At 69.4% G+C, this 17,308-nt stretch carries 17 protein-coding genes and 1 pseudogene; 7 read left to right on the forward strand and 11 right to left on the reverse strand.

What is annotated here, in order from left to right:
- Window positions 1-322 precede the first annotated feature (322 nt).
- From QH195_RS10070 to QH195_RS10080, 3 genes are all read left to right on the forward strand, one after another.
- The gene (locus QH195_RS10070; protein WP_432278372.1) at window positions 323-2,224 is read left to right on the forward strand and encodes an L-aspartate oxidase; all 1,902 of its coding nucleotides are present in this window, start codon (window positions 323-325) and stop codon (window positions 2,222-2,224) included.
- A 109-nt stretch (window positions 2,225-2,333) separates the two neighbouring features.
- Window positions 2,334-3,194, forward strand: coding sequence for a carboxylating nicotinate-nucleotide diphosphorylase (gene nadC / locus QH195_RS10075; RefSeq protein ID WP_280426042.1), 861 nt, complete (start codon window positions 2,334-2,336; stop codon window positions 3,192-3,194).
- Between the two features lie 89 nt (window positions 3,195-3,283).
- Window positions 3,284-4,147 (forward strand): arylamine N-acetyltransferase family protein, encoded by an 864-nt coding sequence (locus QH195_RS10080; RefSeq protein WP_280435163.1) that lies wholly within the window; start codon window positions 3,284-3,286, stop codon window positions 4,145-4,147.
- Between the two features lie 472 nt (window positions 4,148-4,619).
- On the opposite strand, the pseudogene QH195_RS35200 reads toward QH195_RS10080, so the two are convergent.
- Window positions 4,620-4,925 (reverse strand): annotated as a pseudogene (locus tag QH195_RS35200) (Rpn family recombination-promoting nuclease/putative transposase); the annotation flags it as partial.
- Here QH195_RS35200 and QH195_RS10085 point away from each other — a divergent pair.
- On the forward strand, window positions 4,911-5,375 hold the full coding sequence (locus QH195_RS10085; protein WP_280435164.1) for a MarR family winged helix-turn-helix transcriptional regulator: 465 nt from the start codon (window positions 4,911-4,913) through the stop codon (window positions 5,373-5,375). The pseudogene QH195_RS35200 and the gene QH195_RS10085 sit on opposite strands and share 15 nt — an antisense overlap.
- A 19-nt stretch (window positions 5,376-5,394) precedes the next feature.
- Here the strand turns inward: QH195_RS10085 and QH195_RS10090 are convergent, their stop codons facing one another.
- Complete coding sequence (locus QH195_RS10090; RefSeq protein ID WP_280435165.1) at window positions 5,395-6,033, reverse strand: GNAT family N-acetyltransferase; 639 nt, start codon at window positions 6,031-6,033, stop codon at window positions 5,395-5,397.
- Between the two features lie 34 nt (window positions 6,034-6,067).
- Window positions 6,068-7,246 carry a winged helix DNA-binding domain-containing protein gene (locus QH195_RS10095; protein ID WP_280435166.1) on the reverse strand — a complete coding sequence of 393 codons (1,179 nt, stop codon included), beginning with the start codon at window positions 7,244-7,246 and terminating at the stop codon, window positions 6,068-6,070.
- 160 nt (window positions 7,247-7,406) lie between these two features.
- Here QH195_RS10095 and QH195_RS10100 point away from each other — a divergent pair, with 160 nt between their 5' ends.
- Window positions 7,407-8,381: an alpha/beta hydrolase family protein gene (locus tag QH195_RS10100; protein ID WP_280435167.1), complete on the forward strand. Its 975-nt coding sequence runs from the start codon at window positions 7,407-7,409 to the stop codon at window positions 8,379-8,381.
- 16 nt (window positions 8,382-8,397) lie between these two features.
- Here the strand turns inward: QH195_RS10100 and QH195_RS10105 are convergent, their stop codons facing one another.
- Window positions 8,398-9,192 carry an SDR family NAD(P)-dependent oxidoreductase gene (locus QH195_RS10105; RefSeq protein WP_280435168.1) on the reverse strand — a complete coding sequence of 265 codons (795 nt, stop codon included), beginning with the start codon at window positions 9,190-9,192 and terminating at the stop codon, window positions 8,398-8,400.
- Window positions 9,193-9,218: 26 nt separating this feature from the next.
- On the opposite strand from QH195_RS10105, the gene QH195_RS10110 reads away from it, so the two are divergent.
- Window positions 9,219-9,659 carry a MerR family transcriptional regulator gene (locus tag QH195_RS10110; RefSeq protein WP_280435169.1) on the forward strand — a complete coding sequence of 147 codons (441 nt, stop codon included), beginning with the start codon at window positions 9,219-9,221 and terminating at the stop codon, window positions 9,657-9,659.
- Between the two features lie 45 nt (window positions 9,660-9,704).
- On the opposite strand, the gene hisH is transcribed toward QH195_RS10110, so the two are convergent.
- From hisH to QH195_RS10145, 7 genes are all read right to left on the reverse strand, one after another.
- Complete coding sequence (hisH, locus tag QH195_RS10115) at window positions 9,705-10,334, reverse strand: imidazole glycerol phosphate synthase subunit HisH (RefSeq protein WP_280421209.1); 630 nt, start codon at window positions 10,332-10,334, stop codon at window positions 9,705-9,707.
- 105 nt (window positions 10,335-10,439) lie between these two features.
- On the reverse strand, window positions 10,440-11,075 hold the full coding sequence (gene hisB, locus QH195_RS10120) for an imidazoleglycerol-phosphate dehydratase HisB (RefSeq protein WP_280421208.1): 636 nt from the start codon (window positions 11,073-11,075) through the stop codon (window positions 10,440-10,442).
- A gap of 20 nt (window positions 11,076-11,095) precedes the next feature.
- On the reverse strand, window positions 11,096-12,244 hold the full coding sequence (locus QH195_RS10125; protein ID WP_280421207.1) for a histidinol-phosphate transaminase: 1,149 nt from the start codon (window positions 12,242-12,244) through the stop codon (window positions 11,096-11,098).
- The gene (gene hisD, locus QH195_RS10130) at window positions 12,241-13,578 is read right to left on the reverse strand and encodes a histidinol dehydrogenase (RefSeq protein ID WP_280435170.1); all 1,338 of its coding nucleotides are present in this window, start codon (window positions 13,576-13,578) and stop codon (window positions 12,241-12,243) included. The genes QH195_RS10125 and hisD overlap by 4 nt, the downstream gene beginning before the upstream one ends.
- 84 nt (window positions 13,579-13,662) lie before the next feature.
- Window positions 13,663-14,094, reverse strand: a complete 432-nt coding sequence (locus tag QH195_RS10135; RefSeq protein ID WP_280421205.1) for a hypothetical protein — start codon at window positions 14,092-14,094, stop codon at window positions 13,663-13,665.
- 36 nt (window positions 14,095-14,130) lie between these two features.
- Complete coding sequence (locus tag QH195_RS10140) at window positions 14,131-14,733, reverse strand: maleylpyruvate isomerase family mycothiol-dependent enzyme (protein ID WP_280421204.1); 603 nt, start codon at window positions 14,731-14,733, stop codon at window positions 14,131-14,133.
- 41 nt (window positions 14,734-14,774) lie between these two features.
- A complete protein-coding gene (locus tag QH195_RS10145) occupies window positions 14,775-16,355 on the reverse strand; it encodes a serine/threonine-protein kinase (RefSeq protein WP_280421203.1) in 1,581 nt (526 codons plus the stop codon).
- 196 nt (window positions 16,356-16,551) lie between these two features.
- Here QH195_RS10145 and priA point away from each other — a divergent pair, with 196 nt between their 5' ends.
- Window positions 16,552-17,283: a bifunctional 1-(5-phosphoribosyl)-5-((5-phosphoribosylamino)methylideneamino)imidazole-4-carboxamide isomerase/phosphoribosylanthranilate isomerase PriA gene (priA, locus tag QH195_RS10150; protein ID WP_280421202.1), complete on the forward strand. Its 732-nt coding sequence runs from the start codon at window positions 16,552-16,554 to the stop codon at window positions 17,281-17,283.
- The last annotated feature ends 25 nt before the right edge of the window (window positions 17,284-17,308 follow it).

Here is a 17,308-nt window from a genome sequence, read left to right on the forward strand (position 1 = left end):
GGGGTGGGGGGTGGGGGGGGGGGGGGGGGGGGCTGTTTTTTTGGTGTGGTTTCTGTTCGGGCGTTTTTTTGGGGTTCTTTTTTTTTGGGGTTTGTTTTTGTTTTTATCGGCTGGGGGGGGGGGGGGGGGGGGGCCGGCCCCCCCCGCCGATCACCGCGCCGATTCGCGGGGCGGATCGGCCCGTCGGGTACGCGAGCGCCCCCGGCCCCCCGGTCCGGACCGGGAAGCACGAGCACTCTGTCGGCGCGCGAGTCCGCCCGGCAGGTCCGGATACCCGCCGGGCGAGCGACCTGCCGGTGACCGGTAGGTAGTGGAGGACACGATGATGGGTGAACGATGGAACCCCGCGTGGGAAGAACGCGCGGATCTCGTGGTCATCGGCGGCGGAGTCGCCGGATTGACGGCGGCCCGCGCCGCATCGCGCCGCGGGCTGCGAGTACTGATCCTGAGCAAAGGCGGCCCCAGTGATACCGCCACCCAATACGCGCAGGGCGGTATCGCGGTGGTCGCGCCGCAGGGCGATTCGGTGGACTCCCATGTCGCCGACACCCTCGCCGCGGGCGGCGGACTGTGCGACCCGGCCGCGGTGCGATCCATCGTGGAAGCAGGACCCGACGCGGTGGCCGCGCTCACCGATCTCGGTGCGGTGTTCGATCTCGGCCGCGACGGCCAGATCTCGCGGACCCGCGAAGGCGGGCACAGCACACGCCGAATCATCCACGCCGGCGGCGACGCGACGGGCGCGGAAGTGCAGCGGGCGCTGTCGGAGGCGGGGCTGCCCGTGCTCTTCGGGACAGCCGTACTGGACGTAGCCACCGACGAGTCCGGTGTCCAGGGGGTCGTCGCCGTCTCCGGCCGGGGCATCGGTGTCGTGCATGCCCCGGCGGTACTGCTCGCCACCGGCGGCCTCGGGCAGTTGTACGCGTTGAGCACCAACCCCGCCGGAGCCACCGCGGACGGGGTCGCGCTGGCGCTGTGGGCGGGAGCGGCGGTGGCCGATCTCGAATTCGTGCAGTTCCACCCCACGGTGCTGTACTCACCCGACGGATTCGGCAGGCAGCCGCTGATCAGCGAGGCGGTGCGCGGGGAGGGAGCGGTCCTGGTCGATTCCCGTGGTGATTCGGTGACCGCCGGCGTCCACCCGCGCGGTGATCTGGCGCCCCGGGACGTGGTGTCGCGGGCGATCGCCGCGCGACTGCGGGAGCTGGGCGAGGATCACGTCTACCTCGACGCCCGCGCTGTCCCCGATTTCGCCGCCCGGTTCCCGACGATCACCACCTCCTGCCGGGTCGCCGGGATCGACCCCCGTCGCGACCTGATCCCGGTGGCGCCCGCCGCGCACTATCAGTGCGGGGGAGTGGTCACCGACCTGCACGGCCGCACCGGGGTACCCGGGTTGTACGCGGCCGGGGAGGTCGCGCGCACCGGGTTGCACGGCGCGAACCGGCTCGCCTCCAACAGTCTGCTCGAAGGTTTGGTGATGGGTGAACGTGCCGGCCTGGCGGCGCTCGAGCGGCTGGGCGAGCCGGCGCTGGTGTCCGGCCGGTCGGTGGCGGATCGTCCCGCGCTGCCGCGGGCGCTGGTCCAGCGGACGATGACCGACCACGCGTCGGTGGTGCGCGACGGGCAAGGTCTCGCACAGGCCGCGGCGATCCTCGAAACCGCCGTCGGCCGGGATGCGCAGCTGCGCGGCGAAACAGCCGAAGGGGAATCTCCGGCCATCGTGCCGATGTCTCCGGAGACCTTGCCGACCTCGATACCCGGTCGCATGCCTACCGGCCCGGCAGAGCTGATCGCGCGCTTCGAAGATTCCGCCCTCACGGTCACGGCTCGTGCCGTCCTGCTGGCGGCCGCGGCGCGTACCGAAAGTCGTGGCTGTCATACCCGCGCCGAACGTCCCTTGCCGCAGGAAGGTCCGGCCGAGACCATGGTGATACGCCTGGACGGTTCGGGCGTCCCGTACCCGGCCGCAGCCGCCATCGGGTCGCCGGATGTTGTCGGGCACGGACTGGGCATACCCGCCCACGCCGGTGGCCGTGCCGCCGCACCGATCGCCCCTCGCCGCCGAATGCCCGATGGTCCAGGGCAGTGGCCCAACGGTGCCGGGGAACTGGGTGCTGCCGCCGGTGCCATGAATATCCAAGGTCGGCCCGGTGCATCGGCCGACGACGGGATTCCCGCGCCTGCTACTGCGGGGACAGGCTCATCGGACGCGCCATCGTGATCGGCTCGCCCGGGAGCTGGGACCGTACCTGCTGCGTTCGGTTCCCGCGCCCGCCCCGCAGCCCGGATTGCGCCGCGCCGAACGCGAAGACGGAAAAGAGGAGTACAGAATGACTTTGGACACCGGGCTGGACCCCGACGCGCTCCGCGGTCTGATCCGCACCGCGCTCGACGAGGATCTGCGCTACGGCCCCGATATCACCACCGTCGCCACCGTTCCCGCCGAAGCCGTGGTGAAGGCCGCGGTCGTCGCGCGTCAGCCGGGGACCGTGGCCGGTATCGATATCGGCCTGCTCGTCCTCGACGAGGTGATCGGCGCCGAAGGCTACGAAATCACCGAACGAGTCCCCGACGGAACCCGTATCGCGGCCGGCGATACCGTGCTCGGTCTCGTCGCACCGACCCGCGGCCTGCTCACCGCCGAGCGCACCATGCTCAACCTGCTCTGCCACCTGTCCGGTATCGCCACCGCGACCGCCGCCTGGGTGGATGCCGTGACCGGGACGAACTGCCGGATCCGGGACAGCCGCAAAACCCTGCCCGGTCTGCGCGCCCTGCAGAAGTACGCGGTCCGCGCCGGCGGCGGCGTCAACCACCGCATGGGTCTGGGTGATGCGGCGCTGATCAAGGACAACCATGTTGTCGCCGCGGGGTCGGTGGTGAACGCTCTGCGCGCCGTCCGCGCCGCGGCCCCCGATATCGACTGCGAGGTGGAGGTCGACAACCTCGACCAGCTCGACGCGGTCCTGGCAGAGAACGTCCAGCTGGTTCTGCTGGACAATTTCCCGCTCTGGCAGACCCAGGCCGCCGTCCAGCGCCGCAACGCGGCCGCCCCCGAGACGAAACTCGAATCCTCCGGCGGGCTCACCCTGGACATGGCCGCGGACTACGCCCGTACCGGCGTCGACTACCTCGCCGTGGGCGCCCTGACCCACTCCGTCCGGGTACTCGACCTGGGCCTCGATATGTAGCTGCGACGGCGGGACCCGTTGTACGGGCCGGAACATTTGCCGGGCCGAGACGGTTGCTCGTGACGACACCTGCCGAAGCGAGGAATGCCATGCCGAAACCTGCGGACGAGGCCTATCACTGGAACGGCGAACAACTGGATCTGGAGCTGTACCTGTCGCGGATCGGGTACATGGGTCCGCGGATACCCACCCTGGGTGTATTGCGGGCGCTGGTCGGTGCCCATACGACTTCCATCCCGTTCGAGAATTTGGAGGCGGTGCTGGGCCGGCCGGTGCCGCTGGACCTGGAGACCTTGCAGGACAAGCTGTTACGGCAGCGGCGCGGTGGCTACTGCTACGAGAACGTCACTGTTTTCGCGGCGGTGCTGGAGCGGCTGGGGTTCGGGGTGACCGCACTGGCCGGACGGGTCACGATGGGAGCGGGCGGGTTACGGCCGGCCACCCATGCGCTGCTGCGGGTCACCACCACCGACGACGACCGGATATGGCTCGTCGACGTCGGGTTCGGCGCGGGTCCGGCCGAACCCTATGCGCTCGTCGACAGCCCGGCGGAGATCACACTCGGGGAATGGCGGTTCCGGCTCGCACGGGAATTCGGCGAGCTGGAGACCGAACAGTGGGTGCTCCATCAGTTCGCGAGGGACGGGTGGGTGGACCGCTACACCTTCACCCTGGCACCGCAGTATCGGGTGGATTACGAGGTCGGCAATCATTTCGTGGCCACCTCGCCGCGGTCGCCGTTCACCCGGCGGCCGTTCGTGCAGCGCTTCCACCCCGACGCCCACCACATCCTCGACGGCCGCGTCCTGACCACCGAACATCCCGACGGTTCCAGCCGGACACGGGAACTGGAACTCGCGGAACTGCCGGAAACGCTGGCGAAAGTATTCGATATCGAACTCGCGGACGAGGACGCCGCGGCGTTGCTTTCCGCGCCGTGGGTTTCCGCCTGACTGTCGACTTCGCGTACCGGCCGGTCAGCGACCCGTGCTCATTCCACGCCGATTTGTCTGTCGATACGCCGCGGAACCGGCTCAGGTGAATATCTCGTCGAGAGCCGTCGCCGTGAGAACCCGAGTCGTCCACGCGCGGACTTGAGTGAGATCTGCCGACCGGACGCGGTCGACCGTGGCCGTCGGCAGCCGGGCCGAACTCGGCTGTCATCAGTTCGATCAGCGCCTCGGCACGTCCGCGTGCCTCACCGCGTGCTTCGATGATTTCTGCTGTGGTCACGATCGCCTCCTTCGCTCGCGGGCCGAGCCGCTCGAAAACCGCAGCCACGTCGGCCTCGGGGGTTTCGCTGACCGTCATGAGGTAGTTCAGCAGGGTCAGGTAGTCGCCGAGGGGATCCGGGCCGGATTTCAATACGTGTAGGTCGTCGAGCCAGTCCCGCATATCGTGCCCCAATGCTGGGTTCTCGGGTGCGATGCGCTGCAGGACCAGCAGCACCCTGGCCGCGGGCGTGAGGTCACGTTCGCGCAGGGCGGCGGGGTCGAGTGCGGCGATGTCGTCGAGCAGGAACCGGAACCGGGGCCGGTACGGGCCGAGGGCTTCGCGGGCGGCGTCGTCGAGGTCGAGCAGGTCGGACAGTTCGGTGGGTGCCGACCATGCTCTGCCCTCGGCGGTGTTGTGCACGACCAGCGGGATGATGGCGGGCGAGGTGGCAGGAGCTCGAGTTTGTGGGTCCTGCCAACGGCCGGTTGCTACATTGCCGGTATGGAAGCCGCGCACCAGGGGGCCGCGAGCAGGCTGCGTAGTCTGCCGACGCGACTGATCAATCAAACCGCGCTACTCGCCGACCGGGCGACCGAACAGGCGATGGCCGGTACGGGGTCGCGCCGATATCACTATGCGGTGCTGACCACACTGCGCGAAGGTGGTGCCACCAGCCAGGCGGAGCTCGGGCGCCGGACCGGAATCGATCGCAGCGATATAGTCGCCGTCCTGAACGACCTGGTGGCGAGGGGCTTCGTGGAACGCGCCACCGATCCTGATGATCGGCGACGCAATATCGTGAGCTTGGCCGATCCCGGCCGGGAACATCTTCGCGAGCTGGACCGCAGACTGGATCTCGCTCAGAAAGACCTGCTCGCCGCCCTGTCGGCCACGGAACGCCGCACTCTGGTCACCTTGCTCGGCCGGATTCTCGACGATCACGCGACCCGGCGGGCCGGGAAGTAGCCCGGTCGGCCGCGGCCGGTCAGCAGCTGCGGACCATCGTCTGCTGGTGAACCCGTTTGCCCTGGTAACGCACCCCTGGTACCGGTGGTGTCGATCCGTGCGGGGCGAAACCCATACGTTCGAAGAACCGGACCGCCCGGGTGTTCTCGACCAGTGTCTGCAGATAACACCCGGGTGAACCCACCGCCCGGAGCCGCTCGAACCATTGTTCCATCAGCCCGTCCGCGGCACCGGTGCCGCGCGCCTCGGGCACGACGTTGATGTGCAGATGAGACGGCCAGCGCGGATCGTGGATCTCCCCGGCCGCCGGTGCCCGGCGCAGCGCCGAGCTCGCGGCGTCGAATGCACTGCGGGCGAAGAACAGAGCCGGCCCGCGGCGCAGGATCAGGCGGTGTGCCTTGACGGCCTCCGCGATTCGCCGGTCCTCGCTCGGGAAAGCATCCGTGTCCACACAGCCGGTGAGGTAACCGAGTAGTTCGCTATCGGATTCGGCCAGGAACAACGATTCGGGTTCGTGATCCATATAGGGCTCGAGGTATATCTGTGCCTCGGATTCCGGATGTCCCCAGAGGGATTCGGTCGGCGAACCCTGCCCTGCTCGCACCGCCAGCTTCCGCAATGCCGGTCGATCCTGCTCCTGGAACGTTCGGATTCGCATGGCGGCAATCTATCCCGGAGCTCCGTGACACCGGTCAGGCGGTGAGTTCCCTTTCCAGGGGAGTGCGGAAGCGGGGAATCGGACGCAGCTCGCCGAACCAGCCGGCTGCGCGCTCGGCCTCGGCCGCGACCAGGGCGCGGGCATCGGTGCCGATATCCTGCAGCAGCCGGGTCACGATCTCGCCGTCCTTGCGTTGCGCCCAGCCGCCGACGATCCGGCCGTCGAACCAGATACTCGGCCCGATATTGCCGTTGCGATCGAACAGTTGATCTTTGTGTGCGCCCAGATACCAGTCGCGGGATTGCCAGCCCATCGGTGTGGGGTCCAGTGCGGGCAGCAGGGCGGCCCAGGATTGCGGGGCGGGGACGGTGTCGAGATCGTCGGCGAGCAGCAGCCCGGTGGTGCCCTCGAGATCGACCTCCACCGTGTCGAGCCGGGCCACGGTTTTGCGGACCTGGCCCAGAGTCCAGCCCGTCCACCACTTGATATCGCCGATCGGGGCCGGGCCGAACGTGCGCAGCCACCGGCGTACCAGCTCGGTGCGCGCTTCGTCGGCGTCCATTTCGTCGATCGGCCCGGGCAGCCAGGATTCGGCCGGCGCCCACGCGTACTGGCTGCTGGACCAGCTGCCACCCGGCCGGGCGCGGACGATCCGGCCCTCGGTGCCGAGCAGTACCAGCACCCAGGTGGTGATGGAGGTCGGTCTGGAATACGACTTCTCCGGGTTCGTATTGATCTGGGTGCGTAGCGCGGGTACGTCCTTGCTCAGCTGGGCACCGGTGGCGCTGCCTCGGGCCAGGAGCGCGCGATGGGTGTCGTCGGCGACGGCGGCCAGCCAGGCCTCCGGATCGCCGTCGCCGATACCCGCGTCCGCCAGGTACTTCGCGTAGGTGCGGAGTTGCCTGGTTGCCAGGTCGGTGGCGCACGAGGCGTGCAGCACCGGCGCCAGCTCGACCGGTGCCACGAACATGGTGCGCCGCATCGCGAGCATCCGCAGCAGCGAGCGGTCGTCGTACAGTGCGCGCTCCACCTGCGCGGGGCCGATCGCCGTGCCCCGCGCGGCCACCGAGAGGTGCACGGTGGCCGGATCGGTCGCGTGCAGTACCACCAGGGAGCGCGCGATCTCGGCGACGTCGCCGCTGTGATGTTCGGCCGCCAGCCGATGCCGGATTCCGAGCCGCGCGCGCCGCTGCTCCGTAGTGAAGGCGTACATGACGCGGATGCTAGCGCTGCCCACCGACACCCGCGGCGGCACGCAGCCCGCTGCGCCGGGGCGCGCGACTGCCCTTCACCGCAGGGACTGCGGCCGCGAATTGCCGACGGGCCCAGCCAGGTTCCCGCTCCCACGCCCTTCGGCGTGGAAATATCGAATCATGAGCAGACGCGTACTGAGCTATCTGGCCGGGTTGCTGCTCCCGGCGTTGACGGCGACCCTGTTGGCCGCTGCCCCCGCGGCCGCGACCGGCGCCTGCTCGGTGCATACGCGCCCGATCGCCATACCGGTCGACGGTGAACAGGCCACCGGCCTGGTGTACGAACCGCGGGGTTGTGTGATCGGCAACGCCCTGGTGGTGGCCGCGCACGGGCACAAGGGTTCCGCGGCCCAGTACTCCGAGTACCTGATCTCGATCGCGGCCCGCACCGCGACCCCGGTCCTGTCGATGGATCTGCGCGGCAGTCCGCAGTGGCCGACGGGCGACTGGAATCTGTGGGCGGGCTGGCGCGATCTGGTGGCCGCGACCCAGTGGTACAAGGGTGTGAATCCCGGGGTGGCGCGTACCGTGCTGTGGGGTTGGAGCCAGGGCGCTATGACTTCCGGCCTGGCCGCCGCCTACGGCCCCGCCGGTTTGTTCGACTACTGGGTGGACACCTTCGGCCCGTCGGATCTGTTCACCCATTTCCAGGGCCCTGCCGCCGACTATCCCGCGTTGCAGGCCCAGATCCAGCGTGATGCCGGCGGGTGCGTCCCGGCCGTCTGCCCGCTGGCCTACGCCGAACGTTCCCCGGCGCTGCAGGCCGGCCGCATGAACATCCGGCACGCCTTCCTCGTCCACGGCACCGCCGACGAGGTGGTGCCCTATGCGGCCAGTATGCAGATGCGCGCCGCTCTGATGCTGGCCGGTAAACCGAGCACCATGTACTCCATCGTCAGCGGACGCACCTTGAACGGTGTCGTGGAGCCGGGCCGCCACAATGTCGGCCCGGCACTGTTCGAAGCGGGGTGCGTGGTCGAACGACTGCTCCTGGGTACCGAACCCCTCGACGGCAACCGCGACTTCCTGATCGATGTCGCCGCCGGGGTCGTCGCCGCGCCACCGGCCCCGCCGAACGCCAAATGCGCGGCCTGACGATTCGAACTGCCGCTCAGACCACCGAGTACCCGCCGTCGACACCGAGCACTTGTCCGGTGATCCACGAATCCGGCCGTGCCAGCGCGACCACCCACTCGGCCACATCGCTGGGGCGGCCCCGCCGGCCCAGCGGGATCTGCGCGGTTTCCTGCGCCTTCACCTGTTCGGCTTCGGTGACGGATAAACCCATACGGTCCAGTGCTTCGCTCTCGGTCGGCCCCGGAGCCACCGCGTTCACCCGGATCCCGGCATCGGCCAGTTCCACGGCCCAGCTCCGCGTCAGCTGTTCGACGGCGGCTTTCCCCGCCCCGTAGTGGCTGATACCGGGCGCCGTCTTGGAGCCGAATGTGCTGGAGATGTTGATCACGGCGCCACCGCGGACACGGAGATACGGCAGCGCGGCCTGGGTCACCAGTGTCGGTCCGAGAACATTGGTGGACCACATGCGCAGGGCATCGTCCGGATCGATCTCGCCCAGCCGGGCCGCGATACCGAAACCGGCATTGTTGACGACCACGTCGAGGCGTCCGTTCCTGTCCAGTGCGGTTCGCACCATGGCTGCGGCATCGTGCGGATCGGAGACGTCACCGACGTGGATGCGTAGCGCCGGGTGCGGGCGTGCGGTGTGCTCGAGCGCCGGACGTCGCCGGCCGGTCACCACGACATCCATTCCGCGGTCGGCCAGCGCCAGCGCGACGGCGGCCCCGATGCCCGAACCACCACCGGTGACGAGGGCAGTACGGCCGGAGAGGTCGCCGTTCGGCGGGGTGTTGGATGAGGAACCCTGTGCGGGGGAATCAATCGCCATGGCACCGACGCTAAACAATGACACAGGTGTCAAGAGCAAGCCCGGAAGGCGATATGCGAATCGGCGAATTGTCGCGGCGAACCGGAGTGAGCCGGCGCTCTCTGCGTTACTACGAACAGAACGGGCTGCTTCGTTCCGGCCGCAGTGCCAACGGCTGGCGGGAGTACGAGGAAGCCAGTGTCGGCCGAGTGCGCAAGATCGCCGACCTGTTGCGGCGTGGACTCACCGTGGAGGGAATCAGACAGCTCGAAACGTGCTTGGATCTGTCCGAAGTGGACGCGTGCGACGAACCCGGGCACGCGCTCGAGGTCTACCGGTCTCGGCTGGCCGTCCTGAACGACCGGCTCGAACGCCTGCACGAGCAGCGCACCGATCTCATGGAGGCGCTCGGCGAACTGGAAGTGACGCAATCACGTTCTCTCGCGGCCGCGCGCCGGAGCCCGGACGAGGCACCCGGGTCGGGATGACCGGGCGTGCCCGGCGCGAACAGCCGCCTGCCCGCGAGGCCGGGGTCAGAGGGATTTCACCCAGTTGGACAGGAGCTGGGCCCCCGCGTCACCCGACTTCTCGGGGTGGAACTGGGTGGCCGAAAGCGCCCCGTTCTCGACCGCGGCCAGGAAGCGGCTGCCGTGTTCGGTCCAGGTGAGCTTGGGTGCGGCGAGGTGGTCGCTGGGCGGCAGCTCCCACGACCGAGCCGCGTAGGTGTGGACGAAATAGAAACGGGTGCCGGCGTCCATACCGGCGAACAGCACACTTTCCGCGGGGGCTTCGACGGTGTTCCAGCCCATATGCGGCAGTACCGGGGCATCGAGTTTGTCGACGGTCCCCGGCCATTCCCCGCAGCCCTCGGTTTCCACACCGAATTCCACCCCGCGCTCGAACAGGATCTGCATACCCACGCAGATCCCGAGCACCGGACGGCCCCCGGCCAGCCGCTGACCGATGATGCGTTCGCCGCGCACCTCCCGCAGACCCGCCATACAGGCCGCGAAGGCACCGACCCCCGGAACCACCAGGCCGTCCGCCGCGAGCGCCGCCCGGTGATCGGCGGTCACCTCGACCTGTGCGCCCGCCCGGACCAGGGCGCGTTCGGCGGAATGCAGATTGCCGGAGCCGTAGTCCAGCAGAACAACCGAAGTCAACGTGCTTCCTCCATGGAGAGTGCATAGGGCCCGGGCTCACCGGAGCGAAGGCGCAGAGTCCGCATCACGGCGCCGGGCGTCGCGTAGGGCGAGCGCGGTATCGCATCACAGCGATCCCTTGGTGGACGGAACGACACCCTGCACGCGCGGGTCCGGTTCGACCGCGGCGCGGAGGGCCCGCGCGACCGCCTTGTATTCGGCTTCGGTGATGTGATGCTGATCGCGACCGTAGAGCACCCGCACGTGCAGGGCGATCCGGGCGTTGAGCGCGATCGATTCGAAGACGTGCCGGTTGAGCACGGTCGAATACGGTGCGCCGGGATCGTTGCGTCCGCGCACCGGCGCGCCGGGGATCACGGCGTGCAGCAGATGGTCGGGTTCGCCGGTGTGCACGCAATAGGGCCGGCCGGAGACATCGACGGCGGCGTGCGCCAGGGTTTCGTCCATCGGGATGTAGGCATCGCCGAACCGGCGGATACCCTTTTTGTCGCCGAGTGCCTGGCCGAGCGCCTGCCCGAACACGATGGCGGTGTCCTCGACGGTGTGGTGCGCCTCGATCTCGATATCGCCGTCGGCGCGCACCGTGAGGTCGAAACTGGCGTGGGTGCCGAGTGCGGTGAGCATATGGTCGTAGAACGGGACACCGGTGGAGATATCGGTCTGCCCGGTGCCGTCCAGGTTCAGTTCCACCACGATGCCGGATTCCTTGGTGGTGCGCTCCACTCGCGCGGTTCGGTTCATGCTCACTTCCGGTTGTCGCTTCAGTCCTGCGCGGTCAGTTCGGTGGCGGCCAGTTTCGCGCTGACCCGCAGGAATTCGTCGTTTTCGGCGGCCAGACCGATGGTGGCGCGCAGATGGCCGCGAATCCCGACGTCCCGGATGAGGACGCCTTCGTCGAGGTAGTGCTGCCAGGCGCGGGGCGCGTCGTGGAATGTTCCGAACAGCAGGAAGTTCGCGTCGCTGGGCACCACCCGGAAACCGAGGGCGGTCAGTTCCCGGGCGACCCGGTCGCGCTGGGCGGACAGTTCCGCGACGCTTGCCAGTGTTTCGCCGGCATGCCGCAGAGCGGCGCGGGCGGCCGCCTGGGTGACCACCGACAGGTGGTACGGCAGCCGCACCAGCAGCAGTGCGTCGATCACCGCGGGCGCCGCGACGAGGTAGCCGAGCCGGCCGCCGGCGAACGCGAACGCCTTGCTCATGGTGCGGCTGACCACCAGTTTCGCCGGATAGCTGTCGATGAGGCCGATGGCGCTGGGTTGTGCGGAGAACTCACCGTAGGCCTCGTCCACGATGACGATCCCGGGCGCGGCCTCGAGGATCCGGGCCAGCTCCGCCGCCGGGATACTGTGCCCGGTGGGGTTGTTGGGACTGGTCACGAACACCACATCGGGCCGGCGTTCGGCGATGGCGGCCAGCGCGGCGTCGATATCGATGGAGAAATCGGCGGACCGTTTCGCCTCCACCCATTCGGTGTCGATGCCCTCCGAGATGATCGGATGCATCGAATACGACGGGACGAAACCCAGTGCCCGCCGGCCCGGACCACCGAAGGCCTGCAGCAGCTGCTGCAGGATCTCGTTGGACCCGTTGGCCGCCCAGACATTCGCCGCGTCCACCGGAATACCGGTCTGGCGGGTGAGGTAGGCGGCGAGATCGGTACGCAACCCCACGGCGTCGCGGTCGGGATAGCGGTGCAGATCGGCGGCCGCGGCGCGGACCGCCTCGGCGACGTCCGCCACCAGCGCCCGCGTCGGCGGATGCGGGTTCTCATTGGTGTTGAGCTGGACCGGAACGCTGAGTTGCGGTGCGCCGTAAGGGGATTTACCGCGCAGATTCTCGCGCAACGGCAGGGCATCGAGCCCGATCCCGGCGCCGGGCACGGGTGTGGTGACGGGGACCTCTGCGCTCATGACAGCGCCTCGAACCGGGCGCGTACGGCCTGCCCGTGGGCGGGCAGATCCTCGGCGTCGGCCAGCGCCACCACGTGTCCGGCGACATCCTTCAACGCCGCCTCGGTGTACTCCACGACGTGGATCCCCCGCAGGAAGGTCTGCACGCTCAGCCCGGACGAATGCCGGGCGCACCCCGCGGTCGGCAGGACGTGATTGGATCCGGCGCAGTAGTCGCCGAGGCTCACCGGGGCGTACGGCCCGACGAAGATCGCGCCCGCGCTGCGTACTCGGGCGGCGACCGCGGTGGCCTGTGCGGTCTGGATCTCCAGGTGCTCGGCGGCGTAGGCGTTCACCACCCGCAGCCCTTGGTCGATATCGTCGACCAGCACCGTGCCGGACTGAGTGCCGGTGAGGGCCGCGGTGACCCGTTCGGCGTGTTTCACGACGGTCATCTGCGTGGTCAGGGCCGCGTCCACCGCGTCGGCGAGGGCGGGACTGTCGGTGACCAGCACGCTGGCGGCGAGCACATCGTGCTCTGCCTGACTGATGAGGTCGGCGGCCACATGCACCGGATCGGCGGTGGCGTCCGCCAGAATCGCGATCTCGGTGGGGCCGGCCTCGGCGTCGATCCCCACCAGGCCGCGGCACAACCGTTTGGCGGCGGTGACGTAGATATTGCCCGGACCGGTGATCAGGTCGACCGGGGCCAGATCGGCGCCGTCGGTATCGGAACCCCCATAGGACAGCAGGGCGACCGCCTGCGCTCCGCCGACGGCCCACACCTCCTCCACACCCAGCAGCCGGGCGGCGGCCAGGACGGTCGGATGCGGCAGCCCGCCGAACTGTTCCTGCGGCGGCGAGGCCACCACCAGCGAGGCCACCCCGGCGGTCTGCGCGGGTACGACGTTCATCACGACGCTGGACGGGTAGACGGCGTTCCCGCCCGGGACGTACAGTCCGACACGTTCCACCGGCACCCAGCGTTCGGTGACGGTACCGCCGGGAACCACCTCGGTGGTGGTATCGGTGCGCCGCTGATCCGCGTGCACGGCGCGGGTCCGCGCGATCGCGACCTCGAGCGCCGCCCGCACCGCCGGATCCAGCCCGTCGAGGGCGGCGGCCAGTTCCGCGGCCGGGACGCGCACGGTCGCCGGGGTCACCCCGTCGAATTTCGCGCCGAATTCCAGGGCCGCGGCCGCGCCGCGGTCACGGACCGCCTCCACCACCGGCCGCACCTGATGCAGTACCGAGTCCACATCGACCCCGCCGCGCGGCAGCGCGGTGCGCAACTGCGCGGTGGTGGGTGTGCGGCCGCGCAGATCGACGCGCGCGAGCTCGATACGGGATGTCATGGTGGTATCGATCCTTGTCCGGCTGTCCGAGTTGACACCGACCAGCCTATCGGGCCGGTACCACCGGTTACCGCGTGGTCCGCTTCAGACGATCCGGGAGAAGACGATATCCAGTTCGTGTTCCCAGGTACGCGGGTCCAATTCGGACTCCGAGCGCTCCCAGGTGGCCCGGAGTGTGGTCCGGGTCTCGTCGAGGTTGCCCGTCAGGCGTTGCGAATCGCCCGGGGCGTCGCGCCAGACCCGCCACAACGGCCCGGTGACGGCCCCGTTGAAGATCCGGCGCTGACCGTTGCGGTCGTACTGCAGGACCTTCAACCGCTCCGGATAGGCGTCGTCGGTCCCCATCACCCAGGTTCGCTCGATAGCCGCCTGGGGCACCGTGTAGCGCACCAGCAGGAAGGCCTCGCCGGCCAGCCACTCGATCGTCGTCCGCCCGACGACATCGGGCCATCTATCGGTGGTCGTCTTCCATTCACCGATCATCGCCGCCATGGCGGCGAGTGGCGAATCGGTCATCTGCGCGTCTCCCATCGTGAAGCGAACTTCGGATGTTCAGCTGCAGCGACGGCGCAGTTCCGCGACCCCTTCGCCGTCGAGTTCGTCGAGGACCACCGGCCGGCCCACCATGGCCAACGCTAGCGCCTCGCCGCGGCCCCGGACCGCAGGCCCGGAACCCTTGACCCAGTCGAAATCTGTCGCGACGAACTGTAACCCCTTGGTGAGCCGCCAGGGGCGGGCGAACGGGTCGGGATGGTCGAGTACGGCCTTCAGCCGGTCGGCGGGGATTTCCCGGGGCCGGCCCAGCGGACGCCGGATGTCCTGCTGGTGGACCAGTAGGTCGGCCAGGCCCAGCCGCGGCCACAGTCGCGACACCGTGCGCGGCGCGGATTCGAATTCGGCCAGCAGTTCCGCCGGTGTCCGGCGCGACCCCTCCGCGGCCATGGCGTTGTTGACACCGTCGATCGAGAAGCGGTTTCGCACGGCGATGCCGGCGTACTCGGTGAGCGCGATCGCGTCGTAGCGCAGATGCCCGATCAGGTCGCGCACCCGCCACCCGGTGCACAGTGTCGGCGCGTCCCACTCCGCGTCCGACAGTCCGCGCAGCAGGGTGGTGAGTTCGGCTCTCTCCGCGGCGAGCATCCGCCGAATATCCATGCCGCACACCATAGCCCGGCTCCGGCCGCCCGGTTTACCGATCAGCGGGTATCGCTGTCGATGAGCAGCGACCCGCCGGAACTCACCACCCGCAGTGTCGGATTCCGGGTCTGGCCGCCGTAGCTGAGGTTGTTCACCCGCATATCCACCGAGCCGTCGGGGTTGTTGCCCTTGAAGGCCTCGATCCGGCTGAAACTCTGCACGGTCCGGGTCGACCAGTACTGCTCGAATTCCTGGCGGCTGCCGTAGACCTGCTGCGCGGCCGGGGTCAGCAGCGACCACGAACCCGCGGGGTCCATGTAGAACTGCTCCAGCAGTTGCCCGGCCTGTACCCATTCGACCTGCCCGGTGCTGGGCGTGCTGCCCAGCGCGGGGGCGGTCGCCGCCGTCGTTCCGGGTGTCCGGGGTGCGGAGGTCACCGAGGTACCGGCCTGTGCCGACCCGCCGTCGCCGGAATCGGAGGAGCTGAACCACAGCACTCCGCCGACCACCGCCGCCCCGGCGATACCGCCGATGAGCACCGCGCGCCGGACCCCGCCACCGGAACCTTCCGCGACCGGCTGGGTGGTGGTGGGTGGATGATTCGGTGCCCGCCGCGGTGGGCGGTCGCCGGTTCCGTCGTGGTCGGCATCGCCGCGCGGCTCCGCCCGCCGCCGCGGGGCCGGGGCAGGCGCGGCACCACGGGTGCGGCCCGGGACGGGTGTTTCCATCGTGCTGACGGCGCCGCCGCCGGAGTGCCCGTTGCGGTCGAAGGCTTCGCGCGCGGGCACGAACCCGGCGTGCTCGGCATTGGCCCCCGGATATCCGGCGAACTGCGCGAGCTGTTCGCGGGCCTCCTGCATGGTGGGCCGCAGCCGCGGATCGGCCTCCAGCAGATCGAGCAGGAAATCGGTGGCCGGTCCGGCGTTCTGGGGGTCGCTGACCTGACCGTTGGCCGCGGCATACAGCACTTTGAGCGGGTTACCGGACCCGAACGGCGGTTCGCCCTCGAGCGCGTGGAACAGCGTGGCGCCCAGTGCGAAAACATCGGCGGCCGGCGTCGGGTCGGCACCGCGGGCGACCTCGGGGGCCAGGTAGGCGGCGGTTCCGCAGATCAACCCGGTTTCGGTGAGGGTCACATCGCCGGTGGCCCGCGAGATACCGAAATCGGTGATCTTGACGGTGCCGTGATCGTCGAGCAGGACATTGCCCGGCTTCACGTCACGATGCACGAGCCCGGCCTGATGCGCCGCGATGAGCGCCGCGGCGACCTGTTCCCCGATCCGTGCGACCTGCGGCAACGGCAGCGGCCCCTGGGAGGACAGCACCTGCGCCAGGCTGCGCGATTTCATGTACTCCATCACCAGGCACGGATCGCCGCTGTGCTCGGTGATATCGAACACCACGATGGCATTCGGGTGCTGGAATCGGGCCGCGTTGCGCGCCTCGCGAGTCGCGCGCTGGCGCAGCACATCGCGCTCGGCGGGCGGCAGACTGGGCTTTATATGGATCTGCTTGATCGCCACCGACCGTTGCAGACGCTCGTCGACGGCACGCCAGACCACGCCTGTGCCGCCGCTACCAATCTGCTCGACCAGGCGGTAGTGATCCGCGATCAACTGACCGGTATCGATGGCGCCCACTCCGAACTTTCTCGAATCGTGACCTGACGCGTCGGTGACCTCTCACGCGTTCGGGACGAGTGTAGCGGGCACCCCGACCGGCCCAGTGGGTGATATCACCCAATGCCCGCCGGACCCCGGTGCCGTATGCGGCGGCCTGCCGGCTCGCCGCCGGGCGCGCGGCGCGGGCGAACACCGGGCTACTAGGCTGTTGCGCGTGAGTCTTGTGTTGCTGCCCGCTGTCGATGTCGCCAATGGTGAGGCTGTCCGCCTGGTACAGGGCGCGGCGGGCAGTGAAACCAGTTACGGTTCGCCCCGCGATGCCGCCCTCGCGTGGCAGGACGCGGGTGCCGAATGGGTGCATCTGGTGGACCTCGACGCCGCGTTCGGCCGCGGGTCCAACCGCGAACTGCTGGCGCGGGTGGTCGGCGAACTGGATGTCGCCGTCGAGCTGTCCGGCGGTATCCGCGACGACGAATCGCTGAAGGCCGCGATGGCCACCGGCTGCGCCCGGGTCAATCTGGGAACCGCCGCGCTGGAGGATCCGCAGTGGTGCGCCCGGGCGATCGCCGAGTACGGCGACCGGGTCGCGGTCGGCCTGGACGTCCGGATCGTCGACGGCGACTACCGGCTGCGCGGCCGCGGCTGGGTCAGCGACGGCGGGGATCTGTGGGAGGTCCTGGAGCGGCTGGAACGGGACGGCTGCTCGCGTTACGTCGTCACCGATGTCACCAAGGACGGCACCCTCACCGGTCCGAACCTGGATCTGCTGCGCGAGGTGTGTATGGCCACCGATGCGCCGGTGATCGCCTCGGGCGGGGTCTCTGCCCTGGCCGATCTGACCGCGATCGCCGAACTGGTGCCCGACGGCGTGGAAGGCGCGATCGTGGGCAAAGCCCTGTACGCGGGCCGGTTCACCCTGCCCGAGGCGCTGGCCGCCGTCCGTTGATCGCGCGCGGGGTCGTCGTACCGGC

This window comes from Nocardia carnea, from assembly GCF_029868855.1.
Lineage (GTDB): Bacteria > Actinomycetota > Actinomycetes > Mycobacteriales > Mycobacteriaceae > Nocardia > Nocardia carnea_A.

Bases quoted from the DNA above. Each gene is read 5' to 3' on its own strand.
- QH195_RS10070 (WP_432278372.1), top strand. From the start codon at position 323: ATGATGGGTGAACGATGGAACCCCGCGTGGGAAGAACGCGCGGATCTC.
- nadC (WP_280426042.1), top strand. From the start codon at position 2,334: ATGACTTTGGACACCGGGCTGGACCCCGACGCGCTCCGCGGTCTGATC.
- QH195_RS10080 (WP_280435163.1), top strand. From the start codon at position 3,284: ATGCCGAAACCTGCGGACGAGGCCTATCACTGGAACGGCGAACAACTG.
- QH195_RS10085 (WP_280435164.1), top strand. From the start codon at position 4,911: ATGGAAGCCGCGCACCAGGGGGCCGCGAGCAGGCTGCGTAGTCTGCCG.
- QH195_RS10090 (WP_280435165.1), bottom strand. From the start codon at position 6,033: ATGCGAATCCGAACGTTCCAGGAGCAGGATCGACCGGCATTGCGGAAG.
- QH195_RS10095 (WP_280435166.1), bottom strand. From the start codon at position 7,246: ATGTACGCCTTCACTACGGAGCAGCGGCGCGCGCGGCTCGGAATCCGG.
- QH195_RS10100 (WP_280435167.1), top strand. From the start codon at position 7,407: ATGAGCAGACGCGTACTGAGCTATCTGGCCGGGTTGCTGCTCCCGGCG.
- QH195_RS10105 (WP_280435168.1), bottom strand. From the start codon at position 9,192: ATGGCGATTGATTCCCCCGCACAGGGTTCCTCATCCAACACCCCGCCG.
- hisB (WP_280421208.1), bottom strand. From the start codon at position 11,075: ATGAACCGAACCGCGCGAGTGGAGCGCACCACCAAGGAATCCGGCATC.
- QH195_RS10125 (WP_280421207.1), bottom strand. From the start codon at position 12,244: ATGAGCGCAGAGGTCCCCGTCACCACACCCGTGCCCGGCGCCGGGATC.
- hisD (WP_280435170.1), bottom strand. From the start codon at position 13,578: ATGACATCCCGTATCGAGCTCGCGCGCGTCGATCTGCGCGGCCGCACA.
- QH195_RS10135 (WP_280421205.1), bottom strand. From the start codon at position 14,094: ATGACCGATTCGCCACTCGCCGCCATGGCGGCGATGATCGGTGAATGG.
- QH195_RS10140 (WP_280421204.1), bottom strand. From the start codon at position 14,733: ATGGATATTCGGCGGATGCTCGCCGCGGAGAGAGCCGAACTCACCACC.